This is a genomic window from Pseudomonas sp. NPDC087697 (assembly GCF_044743155.1).
GTDB lineage: Bacteria > Pseudomonadota > Gammaproteobacteria > Pseudomonadales > Pseudomonadaceae > Aquipseudomonas.
The window spans coordinates 37,220-61,642 of sequence record NZ_JBIUVW010000026.1; the positions used below are offsets into that span (position 1 = coordinate 37,220).

20 protein-coding genes and 1 pseudogene are annotated in these 24,423 nt (G+C 59.6%); 8 read left to right on the top strand and 13 right to left on the bottom strand.

The annotated features are described in order from the left end of the window. Positions 1-31: 31 nt before the first annotated feature. From ACIPIN_RS17980 to gcbA, 13 genes are all read right to left on the bottom strand, one after another. Complete coding sequence (locus ACIPIN_RS17980) at positions 32-2,809, bottom strand: response regulator (protein WP_401120631.1); 2,778 nt, start codon at positions 2,807-2,809, stop codon at positions 32-34. Between the two features lie 99 nt (positions 2,810-2,908). Further along, positions 2,909-4,204 carry a phosphoribosylamine--glycine ligase gene (gene purD / locus ACIPIN_RS17985; protein WP_401120633.1) on the bottom strand — a complete coding sequence of 432 codons (1,296 nt, stop codon included), beginning with the start codon at positions 4,202-4,204 and terminating at the stop codon, positions 2,909-2,911. Positions 4,205-4,375: 171 nt separating this feature from the next. Beyond that, positions 4,376-5,983: a bifunctional phosphoribosylaminoimidazolecarboxamide formyltransferase/IMP cyclohydrolase gene (purH, locus tag ACIPIN_RS17990; RefSeq protein ID WP_401120635.1), complete on the bottom strand. Its 1,608-nt coding sequence runs from the start codon at positions 5,981-5,983 to the stop codon at positions 4,376-4,378. An 81-nt stretch (positions 5,984-6,064) separates the two neighbouring features. Beyond that, entirely contained in the window at positions 6,065-6,379 is a 315-nt protein-coding gene (fis, locus tag ACIPIN_RS17995; protein ID WP_401120680.1) for a DNA-binding transcriptional regulator Fis, read from the bottom strand. Positions 6,380-6,381: 2 nt separating this feature from the next. Continuing rightward, entirely contained in the window at positions 6,382-7,392 is a 1,011-nt protein-coding gene (dusB, locus tag ACIPIN_RS18000) for a tRNA dihydrouridine synthase DusB (protein ID WP_401120637.1), read from the bottom strand. A gap of 197 nt (positions 7,393-7,589) precedes the next feature. Next, the gene (locus tag ACIPIN_RS18005; protein WP_401120639.1) at positions 7,590-8,849 is read right to left on the bottom strand and encodes a DUF3426 domain-containing protein; all 1,260 of its coding nucleotides are present in this window, start codon (positions 8,847-8,849) and stop codon (positions 7,590-7,592) included. A 30-nt stretch (positions 8,850-8,879) separates the two neighbouring features. Then, positions 8,880-9,758 (bottom strand): 50S ribosomal protein L11 methyltransferase, encoded by an 879-nt coding sequence (prmA, locus tag ACIPIN_RS18010; protein ID WP_401120641.1) that lies wholly within the window; start codon positions 9,756-9,758, stop codon positions 8,880-8,882. Positions 9,759-10,003: 245 nt separating this feature from the next. Next, positions 10,004-11,365, bottom strand: coding sequence for an acetyl-CoA carboxylase biotin carboxylase subunit (gene accC, locus ACIPIN_RS18015; RefSeq protein ID WP_401120643.1), 1,362 nt, complete (start codon positions 11,363-11,365; stop codon positions 10,004-10,006). 17 nt (positions 11,366-11,382) lie between these two features. After that, complete coding sequence (gene accB / locus ACIPIN_RS18020) at positions 11,383-11,847, bottom strand: acetyl-CoA carboxylase biotin carboxyl carrier protein (protein ID WP_401120645.1); 465 nt, start codon at positions 11,845-11,847, stop codon at positions 11,383-11,385. 24 nt (positions 11,848-11,871) lie between these two features. Further along, positions 11,872-12,327, bottom strand: coding sequence for a type II 3-dehydroquinate dehydratase (gene aroQ / locus ACIPIN_RS18025; protein WP_401120647.1), 456 nt, complete (start codon positions 12,325-12,327; stop codon positions 11,872-11,874). A gap of 131 nt (positions 12,328-12,458) precedes the next feature. Continuing rightward, positions 12,459-14,222, bottom strand: a complete 1,764-nt coding sequence (locus ACIPIN_RS18030; protein ID WP_401120649.1) for a protein-disulfide reductase DsbD — start codon at positions 14,220-14,222, stop codon at positions 12,459-12,461. A gap of 184 nt (positions 14,223-14,406) precedes the next feature. Further along, positions 14,407-16,368, bottom strand: coding sequence for a methyl-accepting chemotaxis protein (locus ACIPIN_RS18035; RefSeq protein WP_401120651.1), 1,962 nt, complete (start codon positions 16,366-16,368; stop codon positions 14,407-14,409). A gap of 52 nt (positions 16,369-16,420) precedes the next feature. Next, positions 16,421-18,091 carry a diguanylate cyclase GcbA gene (gene gcbA, locus ACIPIN_RS18040; RefSeq protein WP_401120653.1) on the bottom strand — a complete coding sequence of 557 codons (1,671 nt, stop codon included), beginning with the start codon at positions 18,089-18,091 and terminating at the stop codon, positions 16,421-16,423. Between the two features lie 325 nt (positions 18,092-18,416). Between gcbA and ACIPIN_RS18045 the strand changes: the two are divergent. From ACIPIN_RS18045 to ACIPIN_RS18080, 8 genes and pseudogenes are all read left to right on the top strand, one after another. After that, positions 18,417-19,569: pseudogene (locus tag ACIPIN_RS18045) on the top strand (DUF2515 family protein). Further along, positions 19,566-20,192, top strand: a complete 627-nt coding sequence (locus ACIPIN_RS18050) for a hypothetical protein (protein ID WP_401120655.1) — start codon at positions 19,566-19,568, stop codon at positions 20,190-20,192. The pseudogene ACIPIN_RS18045 and the gene ACIPIN_RS18050 overlap by 4 nt, the downstream one beginning before the upstream one ends. Positions 20,193-20,199: 7 nt before the next feature. Next, positions 20,200-20,883 carry a hypothetical protein gene (locus tag ACIPIN_RS18055; protein ID WP_401120682.1) on the top strand — a complete coding sequence of 228 codons (684 nt, stop codon included), beginning with the start codon at positions 20,200-20,202 and terminating at the stop codon, positions 20,881-20,883. A gap of 14 nt (positions 20,884-20,897) precedes the next feature. Continuing rightward, entirely contained in the window at positions 20,898-21,404 is a 507-nt protein-coding gene (locus tag ACIPIN_RS18060; RefSeq protein ID WP_401120657.1) for an Hcp family type VI secretion system effector, read from the top strand. Next, the gene (locus ACIPIN_RS18065; RefSeq protein ID WP_401120659.1) at positions 21,401-21,877 is read left to right on the top strand and encodes a hypothetical protein; all 477 of its coding nucleotides are present in this window, start codon (positions 21,401-21,403) and stop codon (positions 21,875-21,877) included. Before ACIPIN_RS18060 ends, ACIPIN_RS18065 begins: the two co-directional genes overlap by 4 nt. A 153-nt stretch (positions 21,878-22,030) precedes the next feature. Then, positions 22,031-23,098, top strand: coding sequence for a DUF2333 family protein (locus ACIPIN_RS18070; RefSeq protein WP_401120661.1), 1,068 nt, complete (start codon positions 22,031-22,033; stop codon positions 23,096-23,098). Positions 23,099-23,101: 3 nt separating this feature from the next. After that, entirely contained in the window at positions 23,102-23,671 is a 570-nt protein-coding gene (locus tag ACIPIN_RS18075; RefSeq protein ID WP_401120663.1) for an NUDIX hydrolase, read from the top strand. A 178-nt stretch (positions 23,672-23,849) separates the two neighbouring features. Beyond that, positions 23,850-24,221 carry a translation initiation factor Sui1 gene (locus tag ACIPIN_RS18080; protein WP_401120664.1) on the top strand — a complete coding sequence of 124 codons (372 nt, stop codon included), beginning with the start codon at positions 23,850-23,852 and terminating at the stop codon, positions 24,219-24,221. Positions 24,222-24,423 lie beyond the last annotated feature (202 nt).

Here is a 24,423-nt window from a genome sequence, read left to right on the forward strand (position 1 = left end):
GAGTCTATCAGGCGCTGCGGGGTCTGTCGGCTCAGGACGTCTGAGCCGTTGCCCGGTTCTGCTGATCGCGCTGTGCGACCCAATGCTCGATCAGTTCACGCAGTTGTGACAGTTCGACGGGCTTGGCCATATGCCCATCCATGCCGGCCTGCCGCGCACGCTCTTTGTGTTCGGCCAGGATGTGCGCGGTAAGCGCCACCACGGGTGTGCGAACTCGCTGATTACCGACTTCCCAGGCACGCAATTGCTGAGTGGCGGAGAAACCATCGAGGATTGGCATTTCGCAGTCCATCAACACCAGGTCGTAGCGCTGGGCCTTCATCGCTTTCAAGGCTTCTTCGCCGTTGCTGGCGGTGTCCGGTTCCAGGTTGAGCTTGCCGAGCATGCCGCGAATCACTTTGGTCGAAATGCTGTTGTCTTCGGCCACCAGAATGCGGAAATCGCTCGGCACCTTGACCACAGCAGGCGCGCCGGTTGGCAGCTGCTGCGAGACAGCCAGGCCTTTGTTGCGTTGGCTCAGTTCGTCCGCCAGCGTGGTCTTGAGGGTGTAGCCGGCCACGGGTTTGGCCAGGATGCGTTTTATCCCCGCGTTGCGTGCGATGACCTTGCTCGGTGCGTTGCTGATCCCGGTGAGCATGATCAGCAGAATGTCGTGATTCAGGCTCGGGTCTTCCTTGATCTTCGCCGCCAGCTGCATGCCGGTCATGCCGGGCATGTTCTGGTCGAGCAGGACCACGTCGAAGTAGTCACGCAGGTGCGCCTTGGTGCGCAGCAGGGCGAGGGCTTCCTTGCCGGAAGGTACGGCGCTGACGTTCAGACCCCAGGCGCTGCATTGCTGCACGAGGACTTTGCGGCAGGTGTCGTTGTCGTCGACCACCAACACCCGGGCGCCTTGCAGCGGACCATCGAGATCGCAGGTCGGGTGTTCGAGACGTTCAGGGTCCAGCGGCAAGGTCAGCCACAGTGTGCTGCCCTGATTGCTGCCGCTCTTGATGCCGAACTCGCCATGCATCAGCAGAATCAATTGGCGGGCGATCACCAGACCCAGGTTACCGCCCAGTCGCGTTGCGGAAAGGAAGTTCTTGCTGTGCAGCTCGGCGTGCAGCAGGGCTTCTCGTTCTTCGGCATCCATGGGTTGCCCGCTGTCTTGCACAGCAATGCGCAGACGCGGTTTGTTGCTGCGCTCGTCGAGTGCGACGACGATCAGGATCTCGCCTTCGTCGGTTTTCTTCAGAGCGTTTTCGAGCAGGCTCAGCAGCGTCTGGCGCAGACGCGTCGGGTCACCACTGATGACCCGGGGCACTTGTGGCTGGATGAAGCTGATCAGCTCGACATTCTGTTGTTCGGCCTTGGCGCGGAAGATGCTCAGGCAGTCTTCGATCAGTGCGTTGAGGTCGAACTGCACGTCGTCGAGTTCTATTTGCCCGGACTCGAGCTTGGAGATGTCGAGGATCTCATTGATCAACGTCAGCAGTTCATTACCGGCGCTGTGGATGGTTTGCACGTAGTCGCGCTGTTTGACCGACAGCGGGGTGCCCAGTAACAGCTCGGTCATGCCCAGCACGCCATTCATCGGAGTGCGGATTTCGTGGCTGATTTTTGCCAGGAACTCGGCCTTGGCATTGATCTCGGCGTTGCTCGCCGCCAGATCGCGGCTGACGCTGAAGCGGTCTTCGGTGATGCTGCGCTGGCGCTCACCCAGGGCGATGCTCATCAGCAGGCCGCTGATGCAGAAGAACGACAGCAAGGTCATGATCAGGACTTGCGGCGCGACCAGGGTCAGCCCCAGTAGCGCGGGCAGGATGATCAGCGTGCCGACGTTGAACACCACCATCGCCACCACGAACAGGCGTGCTGGCCGGTAGCCTTTTTGCCAGTGGTAGGCGCTGACGAAGAGCATGCTCAGGCCCGCCAGGGCCACCAGCGCGTAGGTGATGATGTTCAGCGGCAAGGTGTCGACGAACAGCAACAGCAGGCTGCACAGGACAATGAACAGGATGTCCCCCAGCAGCAGCCTGTTCAGTGGATGCGGGCCAAGCGGGGCGAAGAAGCGGTAGGCGAACATCAGGCCGCAGGGTGCCGTCAGCAGCAGCGACAGGTACGCGCCGGGTGTTTGCGCGCCATGCCAGTCGGGTAGCCATGGCCCTGCCAGGTTCAGCAGCAGCACCAGGCTGAGCAGCAACAATCCCTCACTTGCCGCCAGCCAGAGACTGCTTCGCGAGCGGGTATAGGCGTAACGCGTGAGGTTGTGCAGGATCAGCATCGCAATACAGCCAAACAGCAGGCCGTAGATCAGCGTCTGGTTCTGGTTCGCTGCCGTCATCGCGGCTGATTGCAAGGTGATATAGGGCCGTAACTCGTGTTCGGAAACCAGTCGTAGATAGACGTCGAGGGGCTTGTCGTTTTGTGGCAGCGGCAACATGAAGTCGCTGCTGGGGAGGGGGCGTTGGCTCTGGGGCTGTTCATTGCCGCTGGTCAGTTGCTCGATCAGCGTGTCGCCGTCCAGAACGTAGAGGTTCAGGTGCAACAAATCAGGGGCGAAGATGCGCAGCAGTTGTTCGTGTTTGCCGGGACTGAGTTTGAAACGCAGCCACAACGCGCCACTGGGTTCGGCGGCGGTGATCTGGTCGAGCTCAATCGGACTGAATTGATTGGTGAAGCGAGCCGAGCGAATGTCGCTCAGTTGCAGGATGCCCTGTTCGTCGAGCAATACCGCCCAGCCACTGCCTTGCGCGGCCTGGGCCGGGAGCATGCAGAGCAGGGTCAGCAGAGTGACAGTGAAACCTATGGCAATCCTGAGCCAGCGCACGGCGAAATCCCTTCGTAGGTTGATGCCAGATTATAACTATGCGCGGCGCCGGAATAGTACGGCAAGGGCCATAGGCCCCTGCCTAGCCGAATGGATAGCTTATTCCTGATTTTCGCCACGCTCACGGGCAATGGCGCGGTAGCCAATGTCCTTGCGGTAGAAGCAGCCTTCCCAGTTGATTTTGGCGGCCAGTTTGTAAGCCTGCTGCTGGGCGGCATCGACGCTTGCGCCCATGGCGGTGGCGCAGAGCACCCGACCGCCGGCGGTCACAACCTTGCCGTCCTTGAGTGCGGTACCGGCGTGGAAGACTTTGCCTTCCAGCGCAGCGGCTGCATCCAGACCTTCGATGGCCGCGCCCTTGGCGTAATCACCCGGGTAGCCGCCAGCAGCCAGTACGATACCGACGCTTGGACGCGGGTCCCATTGTGCTTCAACCTTGTCCAGCGCCTGTGCCAGCGCCGCTTCGACCAGCAATACCAGGCTCGACTGCAGGCGCAGCATCACCGGTTGGGTCTCAGGGTCGCCGAAACGGCAGTTGAACTCGATGACTTTCGGGTTACCGGCTTTGTCGATCATCAGGCCCGCGTAGAGGAAGCCGGTGTAGACGTTGCCTTCTTCGGCCATGCCACGCACGGTTGGCCAGATCACCAGGTCCATGACGCGCTGGTGAACTTCGCTGGTGACCACCGGGGCAGGGGAGTAGGCACCCATGCCGCCGGTGTTCGGGCCGGTGTCGGCGTCGCCAACACGTTTGTGGTCCTGGCTGGTGGCCATCGGCAGAACGTTCTTGCCGTCGACCATGACGATGAAGCTGGCTTCTTCGCCATCGAGGAACTCTTCGATGACCACCCGCGAACCGGCGTCGCCGAATGCGTTGCCGGCGAGCATGTCGCGTACGGCGTCTTCGGCTTCGGTCAGGGTCATGGCAACGATCACGCCTTTCCCGGCAGCCAGGCCGTCGGCCTTGATCACGATCGGTGCACCTTTTTCACGCAGATAAGCCAGGGCTGGCTCGATCTCGGTGAAATTCTGGTAGTCGGCAGTCGGGATCTTGTGGCGAGCCAGGAAATCCTTGGTGAATGCCTTGGAACCTTCCAACTGAGCGGCGCCAGCGGTTGGGCCGAAGCAGTCCAGACCACGTTTGCGGAACAGATCAACCACGCCAGCCACGAGCGGAACTTCCGGACCGACGATGGTCAGGGAGACGTTTTTCTCGGCAAAATCGGCCAACTGCTCAAGGGCCAGTACGTCGATAGCGACGTTCTCGCACTTGGCTTCAATGGCAGTGCCGGCGTTGCCCGGAGCAACGAAGACTTTCTGTACGCGCGGATCCTGAGCGACTTTCCAGGCCAGGGCGTGTTCACGGCCACCGCTGCCAATGATCAAAATATTCAAAGAAAGACTCCTTCGGAGAAGCTGCAAGCTACAAGCTGCAAGTAAGGGCGGATTTGCGCGGCTCTCAATTGCAACTTGTCGCTCTAAATTAGTTGGGCTGCAGCGGCAAGCAAGAGAGACACAGGCCTGCTCTTAACTTGTCGCTTGCAGCTTGAAGCTTGTTGCTGCTTCTCAGTGACGGAAGTGGCGCATGCCGGTGAACACCATCGCGATGCCGGCTTCATCAGCCGCGGCAATCACTTCGTTGTCACGCATCGAGCCACCCGGTTGAATCACCGCAGTGATGCCGACCTTGGCGGCGTTGTCGATGCCGTCGCGGAACGGGAAGAACGCGTCCGAGGCCATGACCGCGCCCTGCACTTGCAGGCCAGCGTGTTCAGCTTTGATGGCGGCGATGCGTGCGGAGTTCACACGGCTCATCTGGCCAGCGCCGACACCGATGGTCTGGCGGTTCTTGGCGTAGACGATGGCGTTGGATTTGACGTACTTGGTGACTTTCCAGGCGAAGATCAAATCGTTGATCTCTTGCTCGGTCGGTGCACGCTTGGTCACTACTTTCAGGTCTTCGCTGCCGATCATGCCGATGTCGCGGCTCTGTACCAGCAAACCGCCGTTGACGCGTTTGTAGTCCCAGGCAGCAGCACGATCCGCCGACCACTCGCCGCAGGCCAGCAGGCGTACGTTGGCTTTGGCAGCCACAATAGCGCGGGCTTCGTCGCTGACCGATGGGGCAATGATCACTTCGACGAACTGACGCTCGACGATAGCTTTGGCGGTTTCAGCGTCCAGCTCGCGGTTGAACGCGATGATGCCGCCGAAGGCCGACTCGGTGTCGGTGGCGTAAGCCAGCTCGTACGCCTGGCGGATACCGCCTTCAGCGTCCGGGCTCACGGCAACGCCACACGGGTTGGCGTGCTTGACGATGACGCAGGCCGGTTTGACGAAACTCTTCACGCATTCCAGCGCGGCGTCGGTATCGGCCACGTTGTTGTACGACAGTTCTTTGCCTTGCAGTTGGGTCGCGGTGGCGATGCCGACGTCGCTTGGCTTGGCTTCAACGTAGAACGCCGCGCTCTGGTGCGGGTTCTCGCCGTAGCGCATTTCCTGGGCCTTGATGAACTGGCTGTTGAAGGTGCGCGGGAATTCGCTGCGACCTTCGGTGCTGAGGGTTTCAGCCGCCTGGTTCACGGTGCCCATGTAGTTGGCGATCATGCCGTCGTAGGCCGCGGTGTGTTCGAAGGCCTTGAGCATCAGGTCGAAACGCTGAGCGTAGGTCAGGCCACCGGCCTTGAGGCTTTCCAGCACGCTGGCGTAATCGCTGGCGTTGACCACGATGGCCACGTCTTTGTGGTTCTTGGCTGCCGAGCGAACCATGGTCGGGCCGCCGATATCGATGTTCTCGATGGCGGTCGGCAGGTCGCAGCCTGGCTTGTTGATGGTCGCTTCGAACGGGTAGAGGTTAACGGCGACCAGATCGATCGGCTTGATGCCGTGCTCGTTCATGATTGCGTCGTCGATACCGCGACGACCGAGAATTCCGCCGTGGATTTTCGGGTGCAGGGTTTTCACCCGACCGTCCATCATTTCTGCGAAACCGGTGTAATCCGCGACTTCCACAGCGGCTACGCCATTGTCCTGCAGCAGCTTGAACGTCCCGCCGGTGGAGAGGATCTCGACGCCGAGAGCTTCGAGCTCCTTGGCGAATTCGAGGATCCCGGTCTTGTCGGAAACGCTGATCAAGGCGCGGCGGATCGGCAGGCGGGTAGTCTGGTCGGTCATCTCAATTTCCATCAAAAGCAAAGGAGTCAGCAAAAAAGGCGACCGGTTTTACGCGGGCGCCTTTCTGGTTTGATTGAATGCTTACAACAAATCGTACTGCTTGAGTTTCTTGCGCAAGGTGCCGCGGTTCAGTCCCAGCAGCTCACTGGCCTTGGTCTGATTGCCCTTGACGTAGTTCATCACGCATTCGAGCAGTGGAGCCTCGACTTCGGAGAGCACCAGGTTGTACACATCCGTGACGGCAGCGCCTTCAAGGTGGGCGAAATAATTGTGCAGCGCCTTCTCGACACTCCCGCGAAGGGTCTGGCCTTCTTCGCTCGGCGTAGTGGGGGGCGGTTTCAACGGTACGTTGGCGCACACGGGGGCCGCGCCACTCACTACAGTCTCGGTCACCATCGTCACGCGGCCACCCCTTCTCCGTCCCCTGTCAGGCTCTTGTAGCGCTCGGCGAAGAACTCCCGAACGTTGGCGCATTGTGTTTCCGTACCATCCAAACGATTGAAGTGGGCGCGAAACTCCCTGGCGCCCGGCAGGGTTGCGAGATACCAGCCGACATGCTTGCGAGCGATGCGTACGCCCATGACATCTCCATAGAAGGCATGGAGCGCGGCCAGATGCTCAAGCAGAATACGTTCCACCTCGATCAACTCTGGTACCGGGAGTTTTTCGCCGGTACGCAGAAAATGGTCGATCTCACGAAAAATCCATGGCCGCCCCTGGGCGGCCCGGCCTATCAGCAGGCCATCGGCACCGGTCGCGTCAAGCACGTACCGGGCCTTCTCGGGCGAGTCGATATCGCCATTGGCGAAGACCGGAATCGACACTGCCTGCTTGATCGCGGCAATGGTGTCGTACTCGGCTTCGCCGGTGTACAGATCGGCACGGGTCCGGCCATGCACCGCCAGCGCCGTAATGCCAGCCTGTTCGGCGATTTTCGCCACCGTCAGGCCGTTCTTGTTCGCCCGGTCCCAGCCCGTGCGGATCTTCAGGGTAACCGGCACATCAACCGCAGCCACGACGGCGTGCAGGATCTCGGTCACCAGGTCTTCATCTTTCAGTAACGCGGAGCCGGCGGCCTTGTTGCAGACCTTCTTTGCCGGACAACCCATGTTGATATCAATAATCTGCGCGCCCAGCTCGACGTTGGCCCGGGCCGCCTCCGCGAGCATCTGTGCATCACCACCGGCGATCTGTACCGAGCGTGGCTCGGGATCACCTTCGTGGACCATGCGCAGACGCGATTTGCGGGTGTTCCACAAACTCATGTCGCTGGTGACCATTTCCGAGACTACAAGCCCTGCGCCCAATTGCTTGCACAGCTGACGAAAGGGCTGGTCGGTGACCCCCGCCATCGGGGCGAGAATCAAGCCGTTGTGCAATGTATATGGGCCGATGCGTACCGCCGACATAGGACTTCCCTGTTGTGGGGTCGGATCATGAGAGTTCGAAAAAGGGTTGGCATGATACCCGCTCTCGATGACTGGATAAAGGCTGAATTGGATAAAATCTGAACAGTTATTCTGTTATTGCCAGCAGTTTGGTTCGCGGCGCCGGGAGTCAGAAAATCGCCGTCAATTGCGCGTGGCTGAGCGCCAAGTGAAGTGATTCACTCGGGCGAGTGGAAACTCAGGCTGTAATTCACGGCTTTTGGGCCAGGATCGAGGATATCCAGGGCAATATGAATGGGCGTTTGTGGCGGCATTTCTGCGAGGTCCGCAAGGTCGCCATTGAGGTATTCGCCCGGTTTGAAGCGGCGGCTGGCGATCAGGTGGCCGTTGAGGTCCGCAAAACGCAGTTCCAGCAGCGGGAACGGCTGTGAGAACGACGCGCGGTTGTAGATGATCGCGTCGACCACCAGTGCGCCGCTGAAGTCCGGATGACTACGCACGATCAGGTTGCTACTTTTGATTTTCGCGATGTCGACCTTGGACGGCACGGTGCAGCCAATGTGCGGGCACAGTTGCTGGAACCACGGGCGGTACTGGTCCTGACGGGCCAGTTCGTCGAAGTGATAGGCGATGTATTGACCGGCAAGGGTCGCGGCGCCCAGCAGGACCATCAGGCCCCAGAAGAACCGGCGACCCCAGGGCGAGCGGCGTTTTTGCCAGTCGAGCTGTAGCGGGTCGTCGACCAGGTCCTGCAGCACCTCGTCATGCATGGCCGGCTCGTTGCGCGTGCGCTTTTTGCGTGCGTGCTCGACCTCATGGGCTTCGTCGTCGATATTGTCATCGGTTGCGGACAGGCGTTCGTGTTGCGCTGGATGCTCCGATGTTTCGAATGGCTGGTCCAGGCGCAATTGCGGTGCCTGCGGCTCATCGTCCAGGTCGAGCGGTTCGAGCGACAGCGAGGGTTCGGTGCGCGAAGGTTTTTCCGGCTCGTCGGTAATGCCTGCCGACAGGTTGCTCTCGGCCGACGCTTTCGCGTTTTCGCTGGCCTGCGCGCGTTCAGCGGCTGAATCGCTGAACAGACTGTCGGACCATGGCTCTTCGCTTTCGGTCGTATCGCGGCGGGCGCTCAGCGAGTCTTCCTTGTGCTTGCGCTCCTGGCCGAACTCTTTGGTGGGCTGGATTTCCCGTTGTTCGAGCTTGGCGAGTTCTTCGTCGAGGTCGAGGTTGTCCAGATCGAGTTCGGCGGCGGTCCATTGCTTCTGGCTGATCGCCCGTTGTGCAGGAGGCTCGACCGGAGGTGGCGTCGTGAGGGCGACAGCTTCCTTGCCCATGCGTTGCTCGAGCAACTGCCGTGCTGCATTGAACACTTGCAGGCAAGAGCCGCAGCGAACCACCCCACGGGCCACGCTCAATTGGGCGTGGCTGACGCGGAAACTGGTCTGGCAATGCGGGCACTGGGTGACGAAGCTATCGGTCATGCGGCCATCCGGAGTATGCAGGCGCTCATTTTAGCGCCGACGGCCGCTAATGCGTACCCAGCCATCGCGATTGGCAATCGGGTCCAGATCGAAGTCCTTGGCATAAGCCGCTGCGACTTCTTCGCCTTGCTCGGCGAGGATGCCTGACAGTGCCAGGCGACCGCCGGCCTTGACCAGGCTGGACAGTTGCGGGGCCAGGGAAACCAGCGGGCCGGCGAGAATGTTGGCCACCAGTACGTCGGCTTGAACCTGCGGCAGATCTTGGGGCAGGTACAACGGGAACAGCGCTTCGGCGATGTTATTGCGTCCGGCATTGTCGCGGGAGGCTTCCAGTGCCTGCACGTCGATGTCGGTGCCGACCGCTTCCTTGGCGCCCAGCAGCAGTGCAGCGATCGCGAGGATCCCCGAGCCGCAGCCGAAATCCAGTACGTTGCAGTCTTTCAGGTCCTGGCCGTCGAGCCATTCCAGGCACAGTGCGGTGGTCGGATGGGTGCCGGTGCCGAACGCCAGGCCCGGATCGAGCAACAGGTTGACCGCATCAGGCTCGGGCGCGGCGTGCCAGCTCGGGACGATCCACAGGCGCTGACCGAAGCGCATTGGCTGGAAGTTGTCCATCCAGCTACGTTCCCAGTCCTGGTCCTCGATAACTTCGCTGTGATGCTCGGGCAGCGGGCTGCCGGTCAGCAACTCAAGGTGAGCCAGTACGCTGGCGGCTTCGGTGCCACCTTCGAACAGGGCCAGCAGGTGAGTGTGCGACCACAGTGGAGTGGTATTCAGTTCCGGCTCGAAGATCGGCTGATCTTCGGCGTCCATGAAGGTCACCGATACGGCGCCCACTTCAAGGAAAGCGTCTTCGTAGGTTTCGGCTTGTTCTGGGCTGATGGCGAGACGGACTTGCAGCCAAGGCATGGCGGGCACCTTTGAAAAATGTAATGTGCAGCCTAGCGGGCTGCGAGAAGCGCGCAAGTTTACGCGAGAGCGGAGCAGAAGACGACCGGCAGGGAGCGGCGTTGTATGGTTTGAAAAGATCGCAGCCTTCGGCAGCTCCTACAGGGTACGCGTTCGGCGTAGGAGCTGCCGCAGGCTGCGATCTTTTGATTCCTCCAGAAACAACAAAGCCGCTCGAAAGCGGCCTTGTTGGTCTGGATCACATCTTAATGCTGGCCAGCCAGCTTGTGTTCCAGGTAGTGGATGTTGACTCCACCTTTGCAGAAGCCTTCGTCGCGGGTCAGATCGCGGTGCAGCGGGATGTTGGTCTTGATCCCGTCGACAACGATTTCGTCCAGCGCATTGCGCATGCGCGCCATGGCTTCTTCACGGGTTGCCCCGTAAGTGATCAGTTTGCCGATCAACGAATCGTAGTTCGGCGGAACTGCATAGCCGCTGTACAGGTGCGAGTCGACCCGCACACCGTTGCCGCCCGGGGCATGGAAGTGCTTGACCGTGCCTGGGCTTGGCATGAAGGTTTTCGGGTCTTCGGCGTTGATCCGGCATTCCAGCGCGTGACCGCGGATGACCACGTCATCCTGGGTGAACGACAGCGGGTTGCCGGCGGCGATGCTGAGCATCTCCTTGACGATGTCGATGCCGGTGACCATTTCCGATACCGGGTGTTCTACCTGGACACGAGTGTTCATCTCGATGAAGTAGAAGTTGCCGTTCTCGTACAGGAACTCGAAAGTGCCTGCGCCACGGTAACCGATGTCGATGCACGCCTTGACGCAGCGAGCGAAGACTTCCTGGCGAGCCTTTTCGTCGATGCCCGGTGCCGGCGCTTCTTCGAGAACCTTCTGGTGGCGACGTTGCAGCGAGCAATCGCGGTCACCCAGATGGATGGCATGGCCCTGGCCATCGGAAAGTACCTGAACTTCCACGTGACGTGGGTTGGTCAGGAATTTTTCCAGATAGACCATCGGGTTGCCGAACGCCGCGCCTGCTTCGGAGCGGGTCAGTTTCGCCGAGGAGATCAGGTCTTCTTCTTTATGCACAACGCGCATGCCGCGACCACCGCCGCCGCCAGCGGCTTTGATGATCACCGGATAACCGACTTCACGACCAATGCGCAGAGCGGTTTCTTCGTCTTCCGGCAGCGGGCCGTCGGAACCCGGAACGGTTGGAACGCCGGCAGCGATCATGGCGTGCTTGGCCGATACCTTGTCGCCCATCAGGCGAATGGTGTCGGCTTTCGGGCCAATGAAGGCGAAGCCGGAGTTTTCCACCTGTTCGGCGAAGTCGGCGTTTTCCGCGAGGAAGCCGTAGCCTGGGTGAATGGCGGTAGCGCCGGTCACTTCGGCAGCGGCGATGATCGCCGGAATGTGCAGGTAAGAGTGCGCGGCCGATGCCGGACCGATGCAAACGGATTCGTCTGCCAGGCCCAGGTGCATCAGATCCTTGTCAGCCTTGGAGTAAACGGCGACGGTCTTGATGCCCATCTCTTTGCAGGCACGCAGGATCCGCAGGGCGATTTCACCGCGGTTGGCGATCAGAACTTTTTCCAACTTCGCAGGTTTCAACATCGTTGGCTCTCCGCGGTTCAAACGATGGTGAACATCGGTTGGTCGTACTCAACCGGCTGGCCGTCTTCGACGAGGATGGATTCAATCACACCGCTGCTTTCAGCTTCGATGTGGTTCATCATCTTCATGGCTTCGACGATGCACAGGGTGTCGCCTTTCTTCACGCTCTGGCCAACTTCAACGAAGGACGGCGAGGACGGCGAAGATTTGCGATAGAAGGTGCCAACCATTGGCGAACGGGCAACGTTGCCGTTCAGCACTGGCGCTGCGGGAGCGGCAGGTGCAGCGGCGACAGCAGGCGCGGCAGCAGCGACAGGTGCCGGAGCCGGAGCGTGCATTGGCGCAGGAGCGTAGTACTGCTGAGCCGGGGTTTTGCTGTGGCGGCTGATGCGTACGGACTCTTCGCCTTCCTTGATCTCGAGCTCGTCGATGCCGGACTCTTCCAGCAGTTCGATCAGTTTCTTAACTTTACGGATATCCATGAATCATCAACTCCCAAGGGTCGGTCAGGGGCGTTTAGCTTGTTGTTCAAGCTGTTCCAGGGCGGCCTCCAGGGCCAGTCGATAACCGCTGGCGCCAAGGCCGCAGATCACTCCCACCGCAACATCGGAGAAGTAAGAGTGATGGCGGAAAGGTTCGCGTTTGTGCACGTTAGACAAATGCACTTCGATGAATGGGATGCTCACCGCCAGCAGCGCGTCACGTAATGCGACACTTGTATGCGTAAAAGCTGCTGGATTGATCAAAATGAAGTCCACACCCTCGCCGCGAGCGGCGTGAATGCGATCGATCAATTCGTACTCGGCGTTGCTTTGCAGGTAGAGCAAATGGTGGCCGGCATTGCGTGCGCGCTGTTCCAGATCCTGATTGATCTCGGCCAGGGTCACTGCCCCGTAGACGCCCGGTTCGCGGGTGCCGAGCAGGTTCAGGTTGGGTCCGTGCAGAACCAGTAGGGTCGCCATCTGCTGCTCCTTGTTATCTGTGTGCAGTTATCAGAACCCGGCGACTATGCCGCAAAGCCTTTGTGACTGTCCAGTTCTCTGCAATAGCCAGCACAATGACCGATGATTGCGCGAAATATGTGACCAACTGATTAAATCTGGTCATTCGCTTTGGCGACACGTTCGGCGAAGTCCTTTGCGTTGATCTCGCCGATCACCCGCACATCGCCACGTTCATTGCCGTCCTTGCCGAAAAACATCAGCGCGGGTGGCCCAAACAGCTTGTAACGGTCGAGCAGGGCGCGTTGTTCGGCGTTGCTGGCGGTGATGTCGAAGCGAATCAACCGATAGCCTTTGAGGCGTTTGACGACGTTGGCATCGTTGAGCACCTCATGTTCGATGACTTTGCAGCTGATGCACCAGTCGGCGTACCAGTCGAGCAGCAACGGGGTGTTGGCGGATTTTGCTTCGGCGAGGACACGATCGAGTTCCGCCGGGGTGCTGATGGTCTGCCATTCACTCGGGTTTTGCGCTTGAGAGCTGCCAAGGGCGTTGATGACCTTTGGCTGGCCAATCGGGCTGAACGGATCGGCCTGGCCGCTGAAGGCGCCGTACCAGCAAGCCAGCCCGTAAAACACCAGGAACATCCCGAGCAGTTGGCCCAGGCGTTTTCGTGGCGCCTTGTAGACGAACTCCAGTGCACCGAGGAATAAGCCGACCCCGGCCGTGAGCAAGCCGATCAGCAGCAGGGTGATTTGTCCCGGTAATACCCGGCTTAGCAAGCCGACTGCCAACCCCAGCAGCAACACGCCAATCGCATTTTTCACGTAGATCAACCACGGGCCGCTTTTCGGCAGCCAGGCCGCGCCGCCGGTGGCGACCAGCAACAATGGCGCACCCATCCCCAGACCCAGCACGAACAGCTTCAACGCGCCGCCCAACGCATCGCCGCTGGCGCTTATATACAGCAGTGCACCGGCCAAAGGCGCGGATACACACGGCGAGACCAGCAGGCTCGACACCACTCCGAGCACCGCCGCGCCCCACAGCGAGCCGCCTTCGGTACGGCCGGCAATGCGATCGAGACGGCTGCTGATGGCGTGGGGCAGTTTCAGTTCGAAAACCCCGAACATCGCTAACGCAAACACCGCGAAGAACAAGGCAAACGGCACCAGTACCCACGCCGATTGCAGGCGTGCTTGCAGGTTCAGTTGGGCACCGAACATCCCCATCAACGCCCCGAGCACGGCGAAACAGGCGGCCATCGGCAAGACGTAGGCCAGCGACAGATTAAAGCCGCGCAGCCCGCCGACCTGACCGCGCAGCACCACGCCGGAGAGGATCGGCAGCATCGGCAGTACGCAAGGCGTAAAGGTCAGGCCAAGGCCTGCGAGGAAGAACAGCGCCAGTTCGCGCCAGCTCCAGCCAGCGACACTGGTCGCGGAGGTAATGGCTGCACCGTCGATCTTCAGGCGTTCGGTTTCCGGTGGATAACACAGGCCTTTATCGGCGCAGCCCTGATAGGTGACGGCGAGCGTGAAAGCCCGTTGATCGGCGCTGTTGCGTGGCAGGTCTACGTCGAGAATGCCGTGGTAGACCTCGACATCGCCGAAGTACTCGTCGTGCTTTTTTTCACCTGAAGGCAGTTGCGCGGCGCCCAGGCTGATGTCGGCGGGCTCGCTGTGAAACTGGAAGCGATGACGGTAGAGGTAGTAACCCTCGGTAGCGACGAAGCGCAGCTTGATCGACTGCGGCGTGCTTTCTACCAGACTCAGCTGAAAGGCTTCGCGCACGGGCAGGAAGTCGGCGCTGTTGTTGATCGAGCCCAGAGTCGAACTGGGGCGACTGTCCAAAAGGCCAGCGGCATTCACCGGCAGGACCAGCACTAACAGCATCAGGCAGAGCAGACGGCGCATGACAATCTCGCGTATCGGAAGTGAGCGCATGATAGCTGAGTGTGCGATGCATGCGTCTACGCCGCCCCTCGTAGGAGCTGCCGAAGGCTGCGATCTTTTGATCTTGATTCTCAGCGCCCTGACATCCGTCACAATCAAAGTCAAAAGATCGCAGCCTGCGGCAGCTCCTACAAGGACGGGGCTGTCAGACGCGGAAGGCTTGAACTGCAGTATGAAGCTGCCCACCCAACACCAGCAGATTCTCGCCCTGGCTACGACCTTGGCCAATACGCAGCAGATTATCCCCGCCCAGCTGATGAATCCGCTCACTGTGATCGCGGATTTCACTGACAGCGCCACTTTGCTGCGCTGTAACATCGGCGATGCGCACGGCGGTGTCGGCAATGGTCTGGATTGCCCCAACGATTTTGTCCAGCGCGCCGTCAGCTGCTTGTGCCTGGTTGGCGGTGGCTTCGGCGTGTTCAACCTGGGCGCGCATGCCTTCCACCGATTGCCGTGCGGCCAGTTGCAGGCCGGCAATCAAGGTCTGGATTTCAGCGGTGGCGCCGGCAGTGCGTTGCGCCAGCGAGCGAACTTCCTCGGCGACCACCGCAAAACCGCGGCCCATTTCCCCAGCTCGGGCGGCTTCGATCGCGGCGTTCAGGGCGAGGAGGTTGGTCTGATCGGCAATCGATCGAATCACCGTCAATACGCCGCCGATGGTTGCCGACTCCTCGGCCAGATGCTCGATCATTTGTGCATTGCCCTGGACTTCGCCGACCAGCGCGTGCAGTCCGGTCAGGCTCAAGCCAATGACCTTTTGCCCGTGCTCGACCGCAAGTCCGGCGTGACGGCTGGCATCGGCGGCTTGGCTCGCATCGTCGGCGACTTGCTGAATGGTGGCTTCCAACTCTCCAAGGGAATCGCGGATCAGCGCGGTGTCGCCGGCTTGATGCTCGGCGCCGCTGTGCAGGTCGCTGCTTAACTCGGCCAACACACGGCTGCTGCCAGCAACCTGTTCGGCGTTCAGGCGGATCGTACCGACCAGATCCACCAGATAGGCGCGCAAGCGATTCAGCGATTCCTGGATGTCCTGCAACTCACGATTGGTTGCGCCGAGCTGGATGTCCCGACTGAAGTCGCCTTCCGCCCAGGTCGACAGCGCTGGTGCGAGGTTGGTCAGCACTCGGGCGAGGCGACGTTGCAAGGTATCGATAAGCAGCGCAATCAGCAGGATCAAGCCGATCATCACGCCCTGCATGAGCCGCACTTCACCCTGGATTTGCCCATGTTGAGCGCGAACAGTCGGCTCCAGCCCGGCGATGGCTTGCTGCACGGCGGCAATTTTCAGGTGGGTGGCGGCGCTGAGGTCGGCGCGTTTTTGAATCTGTTCACGGGTGCGACCGAGTTCGGCGGGGTAGCGGGTGAGCAGGCTGGCAAGTTCACGTTTGAAACCAGTGCCAGCATCTTCGGCGACGGTTTTTTCAGTGTTTTCCAGGCCCATCATCGCCGAGAAATCGTCGGTGTTCGATTCTTTGCTGGCAGTAACGCCGAGCAACGGCAGGGCTTCGATCAGCTCGGCCTGGGTGCGGATGCTGCTGACTTCGCGCTCGACATCGGCCGCCAGTTCGCTGCGGCCACTGCTGACCAGTTTGTCCCGTGCCAGCGAAAGCTTGCCCAAGTGCTGCGAGGCGATGAGCAAGGGAGGAAGATAGGCGGCAGCGGCAGGCGTATTGGCGCCGGTGGCGTATTGGCTGAGTTGCTCCAGGCTGGCGCCCAGTTCGCGTTCGGCCTGGAGTAGCAAGGCTTGGGGATCACCGGCCAGTTTGCCGGCGGCCAACAGGTCGGTCTTGCTGAACTCATCGAGGCTGGCGAGGCTCGGACGCACGCTTTCAGCCAGGTCGGGCGGCAGTTCGCCGAGTTCTTTTTGCAGGGTCTCGATGGCTTGGCTGGCGCTGCTAAGGCGCAGGGCATCGCCGCTGGCCAGGTAGTCTTCGACGTTGCGCGCCACTTGATTTTGAAATTGCTGCGACAGGCCCAGGTAGCGTTCCATCAACAGATAAGGGCGCTCCAGGGCTTTTTGCGACCACCAGAGCGTCGCGCCGAGTGCGAGGCACACCGCGACTAAAAGCAGGGTATTGAGATTGGTCAGCAACTTCAGGCGCATCGCGGTTCTACCAACGACAGAATGGTAAGTACCTGAAGTTATTGCGTTTATGTTACAGGGTTATGACCGAGTCAGTGAATTCAGGTGAAAAAGTGGCACTTTGATTCGACAGCCGCGCCGCTTGAACACGATTGCGTCCGGCGTCCTTGGCGCGGTACAGCGCCTCGTCCGCCTGGCTGGCCATCATCAGGCTGTCGGAGTCTTCGTGCAGGTCCACCACTCCGGCGCTGAAGGTGCACCAAAGGTCCTGCGGCTGGGCCGGGTAGTGGATCTCGGCAAAGCGCTGGCGGATTTCATCGAGCACTTTGTAGGCGGACTCTATATCGGTGTCCGGCATGACGATGGCGAACTCTTCGCCGCCGTAACGACCAATGAAGTCGGTCTTGCGCAGGCGTTGTTTGAGAAACAGCGCCAGGCTCTTGATGACCCGGTCGCCCATCGGGTGGCCGTGGCTGTCATTGACCCGTTTGAAGTGGTCGATGTCGAGCATCGCAAAGCTCAGCGGCTTGTTCTCGCGGCGGGCGCGGAAGCTGCAGTCTTCGAGCAATTGCAGAATGTGGGTATGGTTATAAAGGCCGGTCAGGCTGTCTCGGACCATTCGCGCCTTGAGGTTGCGCGCCCGGGCTGCGCGGTTGCGCACGGTAGTGATCAGGTGTCGTGGCTTGATCGGCTTGGTCAGGAAGTCGTCACCGCCCTCGCTCATGGCGTCGAGTTGCTTGTCCAGGTCGTCTTCGGCCGACAGGTAAATGATCGGCACACTGACGTAACGGTCGTTGTGGCGGATCACCTTGGCCAGCTCGGTGCCGGTGCAGGCGGGCATGTACATGTCGAGGATGATCAGGTCCGGCTGGAAGTCCGCCAGTTCGGCCATCGCCTGGATCGGTTCGATCAAGGTGCGGGTGACGATCCCGGCGCTGTTGAGCAGGCGCTCGGTGTGCAGGGCCTGGGCGCGAGAGTCGTCGATGATCAGTACTTTATACGGTTCGTACTGCGCGACGCAGGTCAGCACTTCGATCTTTTCCAGCAGGCTCGACGCTTCGAGGGTGCCGGTCAGAAACTCCTGGCCACCGGCGCGTACGGCCGCGAGGCGGGTCGGGGTGTCGGTTTCCAGCAGGCTGAAAAACAGCAACGGCAGTTTGTGCTCCAGACCTGTCTGCGCTTCGGCCGCCAGCTGCAGGCCCATGCCCGGACCGCTGAAGTCAACGTCCATGACAATCGCCGCCGGCAGCCGCTCGACCATTGCGGAGCGAAACGCCGCCACGCTGTCCAGCGATTGCGCGCTGAGACCGAAAAATTCGAGTTGTTTGGCCAGTCGTTCAGCGCGGTCGTGGTCTTGCAGCATCACGTAGATCGGCTTGCGCAGTGGCGGTAGAAAGGTTTGTTCAAGCTGGTCGCCGTGCCGCAGGCCGGTGCGCGACAGACGCTGCATCAGGCGATTGAGATCGGTGATCAGCCCGCTGCTCAGACGCCCGCGGTTGGCGTCCACAGCCGCAAGCGACTGGCTGATGCTGTGCGCCAGGTGGGTGTGTTCGGGTTGTTCGAAACGTTCGGCGAAACGCAGCAGGCGCAGATTCGCTTCGCTCAGCTCCGCCAAGTCGGTACCAGACCATTCAGTGCGTTGCAGGCGCTGCCAAATCTCAAGAATTTGACGTGCTTGATGAATTACCCGCTGGGCAAAGTGGTGCTTGAGGCGCTCACGGCTGGGGTCTTCTGGCTCGGTCATATCCTGACTACTAGTTAGGGTGCATGCTGAGATCGACTGGTGGCTCTATGCTAGCACCTCTTTTCAGTTGCATGAGTGTCGTGCGTCAATAATCTGCAAAGCGACGTTATTCAGTTCCTGACCGAAGGGTCTGAGTTGCGTCGTCATTGCACAGTAAAGGCCCGGTCGGTAGGTGTTTCAGGCGCTTTCTGCGTAATTTCAAGGAAACTGCTGATTGAGTTGCGGACCTCATCTGTCAGGGTTTTCTGATTTTTCGTCGGCGTGAACCGGACGGGTTTTTCGGCTGTTAGGGTTCAGGGATTCCCCTATAAGCCGTCCGCAAATCATGACCCAGTGTTTCGAAGAACACCGTAGCGATGATCAGCACCTGAACCACAACAGCGCGCCCGTTGCTGACTGTGAATGTTAAAGAGGTGCGGCTTTACGGCAGCAAGACCTTGGTCACCGACGTACCGATCCTCACGTGCTCATGCCTCTGGCGTACCTACCAGCGCGAAGCAGAAAAAATCGTCGCGCCGGATGGTGTCTTGATTGCCGACCCGGTAGAGCGCAACCGAGCGATCAATGCTGCCTACGCCCGATTGTGGCTGCATGACTCGCGGTTCCAGTGGGCCGGACTGGCGGCGTTTGCCTCAAAGCAGGTCGGCTGCGGATTGCTCCATGCGGCGGACAGTATCGACCTCATCCGCGATGAGCATATGGCGCGGCAGCGTTTGCGGGACAGTCGCCGTGAGTCCGGGCTGTTAACTCCGGACAGGATGTCCGAGCAGGCAGATGCGTTGCGTGACTATAAAGAAGCAGATGCGCGAAATCCTGTTCCCTCTGTGGATATCCATTCAGAGGGAGAGGACTTGTCGTTGGTGCAGCAGCAATTCCAGCATGTGCACGACATGATGGCGTTGGGCAATACCTCGCTGTTTCTGGATGTTTATCCGCTGCATGAGTTTTATGCGAAGCGTGGGTTGGGGGAGTTGAAGAAGTGTTTGAAAGCGCGTGAAGCAATTTATGGACATCCAAAGTTTCCGGTGCTTTGGCCGGTGGGGCAGAAAAAGCTCCAGTTCGGCCTGATATACCCCGAAGTTTTGCCGGCTTTTGAGGCGATAGAGGCAGGGGACATTGCCAAGAGCGTGGAGTATTTGGCGTCGCATGAGCAGAAAAATATTCTCCAGCCGACAATTTACCAGGACCGCCAATTAGTGGCTTTGCTGCGTGGCAACCACGCTTCCTACGTCACAGGGTTTCCTTCAGGCGTTGCACAGGCTATCGAGTTGACCCTAACCAGCCAATGCCAGCGCGTCGAGGATGGCCGCACCATTGGTTTTGATAGCCACCCACTTGCGGATTTGTCGGACATCAATCAACGAATGCCTTTTGTGCTGAGGGCTGCCGCTCGCTTCGACGAGATGTTGCAGGACACCAACCGGTCGGCGTTGGAGCAATCAATTCAAGAGATCGTCGCGGGGGGGAGGAAGTCATGATCGTATGGTGGCGAGCGGTTCGCGGCTGGCGGCTGCCTTTGCTGATTATTTTGAGCGTGCTCGCGGTGCCTTGGGCAATCCAAGCGCTCTCGGATGATCCGGAAATCGCTCTTGAAATGGGCGGCACTTATGAAGACCTGCACAAGCGCTCTTCCGTTTCTTTTAGCCCGTTGATACGCGGACATGCCTGGATGGGTATTCCCAAGACCGATGCGAGTTTACGGTTCATTGATCCGCAGTACGGGTTCGTCACGCCGCCAGCGCGTTTTTTTACTGTTGGCTTCAATGACAATGTGATTACCAGCATCCGCATGTCCCCGCAAATAGAGCCACTGCTACTTGATGATGCCTTGAAGGTGGCTCTGGATTTGCAGAATCAGTGGCGTCAGGGCAGGTGGCGGGTTGCTGGACCGAGAAGCTATCCACCCTTTGCTGACACGCCTGCATGGCGGGCGCGGTTCAGAGAAGTGAGCCAAGGAGGAACGACCTACTGGCAGGCGGGTGAAAAATATCAAGTCGCAATGTTCATGAATCGTTTCAAGTACAGCAAGCGCCCAAACGAAGAGCGCTATCTGATCACTCTCTCGATAGGCAAACCCTGGACACCATTCGATGACGAGTGAGTTGGGTGTGAGCTTGCGATCCCGAATCGGTGGCTGGCGCAGCGGGCTGATCGTCGTGATGCTCGTGCTTTTGATCCTGGCCGCCATACGTCAGCTGACACAGCCTCTATGGGGCGAACCAGAAATTGCTTTGGAAATGGGTGGGACGTATGAAGACATGCGTAAGCACTCTTCAGCTTCCTTTAGCCCGTTGATACGGGGGCACGTCTGGTTCGGCATTCCCAAGGTCGATGCAAAATTGCGATTCGTCGACCCGCAGTTCGGGTTTACCACTCCTGTGGCACGCTTTTTCACTGTCGACTTTGACGACAGTGTCATTTTCGGCATTCGCATGTCTCCACAGATCGAGCCGCTCCTGATTGATGACGCGCTTAAAGTCGTTCTCGACCTGCAAGACCAATGGCGCGCAAAAGGTTGGGTGGCGAAGGGGCTGCAAAACAATCCCACGATCGTCGATACACCTGAATGGCGGGCCTACCTGAGGAAAGGAATTCTCGCAGGGATAACCTATTGGCAAGCCGACGATAAGTATCAGGTCATGCTGGTAGTGGGTCGCTTCGAGGATTACCGAAACCCGACCGAAGAGCGCTACCTCATCACCCTCGCACTCGCCAAACCCTGGACGCCCTTCGACGAAATCGAAGACAGCTACGACGAACCCCGTCACTTTCCTGCCCCTCAACCCAAATAAAAAGGAGCCCCACTATGCCAACCCCCGCCTTCATGACCCTCCACGGCGAACGACAAGGTCTCATCAGCAAAGGCGCCTTCACCGAGGCATCAGTGGGAAACATCTATCAGTTGGGCCGTGAGGACCAGATCATGATTCAGGCCCTGAGCCATGGCATTTTTGTGCCTAAAGGGGCAGGGGCGGGTCGTCGAATGCACAAGCCCTTGATCATTACCAAGGCGATCGACAAGTCGTCGCCGCTGATCAACATCGCCTTGTGTTCCGGGGAGTTGCTCAGCAAGTGCCGCGTCGAGTGGTATCGCACCTCGGCTCACGGAACGCAGGAGCATTTCTACACGATGGAGCTGGAAGACGCGGTGATCATCGGCGCAGAAGTGCTTATGCCCCATTGCCAGGACCCCGGTAGTGCGCACCTTACTCAGTTGGAGAAGGTGCACTTCAGCTACCGGCGTATCTATTGGAGACATGAAATCAGCCGGACCATGGGCTCCGACGAGTGGAGTACGGAGCCGCAGGCATGAAGCTGGTCAGCGAACTTTATCTGTCCGCGTGGGAACGCCAACATGCTTATTCCAGCGAGCAAGCGCTGGATCACGTCCGTCAGGCGTTGCTCGATAGGCAACCTGTCGAGGGCCTGGACGAGTTGCGTGCCAGCCTGCTGATCGATATCGACAGCGAGGTGCTGGAACAGCTCGAGCGTGGCGAGTGGTGGTTAATCAGAGCTGAGGCCGACTACGGCGACTGGGTGATGCCGGTGCGTGCTTTCGATCAGGCGATCATCGAGCTGATGAAAAATCCGCCTGTCCAGGCCTCGCGATCGCCAAGGATTTTCCGCTTGGTTGCCAGCGTAACGGCCGAACCACTGGCGCAGCAGCGTTACATCGCGACAGTGGACGGGCAGGCTGCCCAGAGAAGAACCGACGGCGAAGGCATCGCTCATCTTTTTGCACCGACCGAGGTGCGGCAGATTTCAATGGAGGTCATCGGCGTTTAGCGCAAGCATGGACGCTTGAGTTCATCGGTAACGGTTGCCGCAGGTTCGGTCGTATTTTTTCGGGATTCCCCCAACGATAGGTGCCGGCCAAAGGCACGTTGTTGTATGGTTGTGGTCGAACCGATGAACTCAAGTGATTGAAAGGATATCGCCATGCTGGACTGGAAGAACCGCACAGGTAGCGCGCCTGAACGTGCCGCCGAACCCAAGTCGGCAACCCGCAGCTATTTCGGTGGCCTGTTGTTCAGCCGCGCATTGGCCACCTTGATCGGCCTGTATTTGCTGGTGACCCTCGCCCTGGGCTGGTACTGGAGCCATGAGCCTGCGCTGTTCCCGGTTCAGCAGAACGCGCAACTGGCCGCCGAGAAGGAAGGCAAGCAGATGGTCGTCGGCTACACCACGGTGGAAACCCTCAAGACTGTCGCGGGTACCTTGCTGAACAAACCGGGTGGCTATATTTCCAACGACCGTTTTCCGCCGGGCTTGTGGCTGGATGACATGCCAAATTGGGAATACGGCGTGCTGGTGCAAGTGCGCGATCTGACCCGCGCCTTGCGTAAAGACTTTGCCCGTTCGCAATCGCAATCGGCTGAAGACGCCGATCTGGCCAAGGCCGAGCCGCGTTTCAACTTCGACAACAAGAGCTGGATGCTGCCGTCCAGCGAGTCGGAGTACCAGGAAGGCATCAACTCCCTGAACCGCTACCAGGCTCGTCTGTCCGATCCAACGCAAAAAAGTGCCCAGTTCTATGCCCGTGCCGACAACCTGAACAACTGGCTGGGTGATGTCGCGACCCGTTTGGGTTCGCTGTCGCAACGCCTGTCGGCCAGCGTTGGCCGGGTCAAACTGAACACCGCGCTGAAAACCGAAAGACTGGCGCCGGGTCAGGTGCCGCAGGTGGATGAAGAGCGGGTGGAAACCCCTTGGCTGCAGATCGACGACGTATTCTATGAGGCGCGAGGTCAGGCCTGGGCGCTGTCGCATTTGCTGCGCGCCATCGAAGTCGACTTCGCTGATGTACTGGCGAAGAAGAACGCCACGGTCAGCGTGCGTCAGATTATTCGTGAACTGGAGGCTTCGCAGGAGCCGGTCTGGAGTCCGATGATCCTCAACGGCAGCGGTTTCGGGATACTGGCCAACCATTCGCTGGTCATGGCCAACTACATCTCGCGGGCCAACGCAGCGGTTATCGACTTGCGTCAACTGCTCAACCAGGGCTGAGTCATGGTCGCCACCTCCAATGAGGCTGCGCACCGCGCGGCCTCTGACGCTGAACACATCGCCTGGGTTGACGAGCAGGACAACCTGCTCGGTGCTCTGGTGCGCTCGGACTTGCGTGAGCGCGGGCTGATCGGGCGCGGCACTTACATCATGCTGTTCAATTCTGCCGGTGAACTGTGCGTGCATCAGCGCACGTTCAGCAAAGCCATCTATCCGGGATTCTGGGATGTAGCGGCGGGCGGGATGGTGCTGGCGACCGAAACCTACGCCGAATCGGCGGCTCGTGAGCTGGAAGAAGAGTTGGGTGTCAGTGGGGTAGAACTGACCGCCCATGATCACTTTTTCTTCGAGGACACCGGCAATCGCCTGTGGTGTTCGGCGTTTTCGGCGGTCTGGGACGGTCCGTTGAGTCTGCAGCCGGAAGAAGTGCTCCAGGCACGCTTTATTCCCATCGAACAAGTGATGCAGGAAATACAGCAAAAGCCTTACTGCCCGGACTCTCTGGCGGCGTTGAAGCGCTATCTGCGCTCGCGCGGAGGTGACGCTGTAAAGGGCGTCGCAAAAGATCTATAAAATGGCGCCGATTGGCTCTTAGCAAGTGCGCTTTTTGCCGTTACACTGCGCGACCTTTTCAAGCTGAACCGGCTTTGTCCGGTCCAGTAGCGCTGCCCCTGCCTGAGTGGGGCTTCGCGGTCGATAGCACTTGCCAAAGTTGCTGCGACCAGTCTTTGTCCTCCCAAGAGGATTGCCGGTGGCCAAAAAAGCCGCATCCTTCGCCGCCCTTGGTGGCCTGGTATTTTCCACCGACGCAGGTCGACATTGCCCGGACTGTAGCCAGCCGGTGGCAGCCTGCATCTGCAAACAAACCGTTATCCCGGCTGGCGACGGCATCGCGCGCGTGCGCCGCGAAAGCAAGGGCCGTGGCGGCAAGACGGTGACCACCATCAGCGGCGTACCGCTGGCCATCGATGCGCTCACGGATCTTGCCACGACGTTGAAGAAACGTTGCGGTACGGGTGGCGCGTTGAAGGACGGGATCATCGAAATCCAGGGCGATCATGTCGAGCTACTCTTGGCAGAGCTGATCAAACACGGTTTCAAAGCGAAGAAATCCGGCGGCTAGCAGCCTCTGTGAAAACCACCCCGACTTGATGCAGTCCTGATCCGATTCAGGTTTAACGTCGTCTCCATGGTTTTCACAGAGCCTGTTCTGACCGGTTTCTAAACTCAGCGCTGATAACGAGGTCTACAAGCCCGTTGCAGGCTAATCGTCATTTTCATTCTTTAGACTGCGCCAGCCCTCAACCCGGATGGCGCTCTTTGAC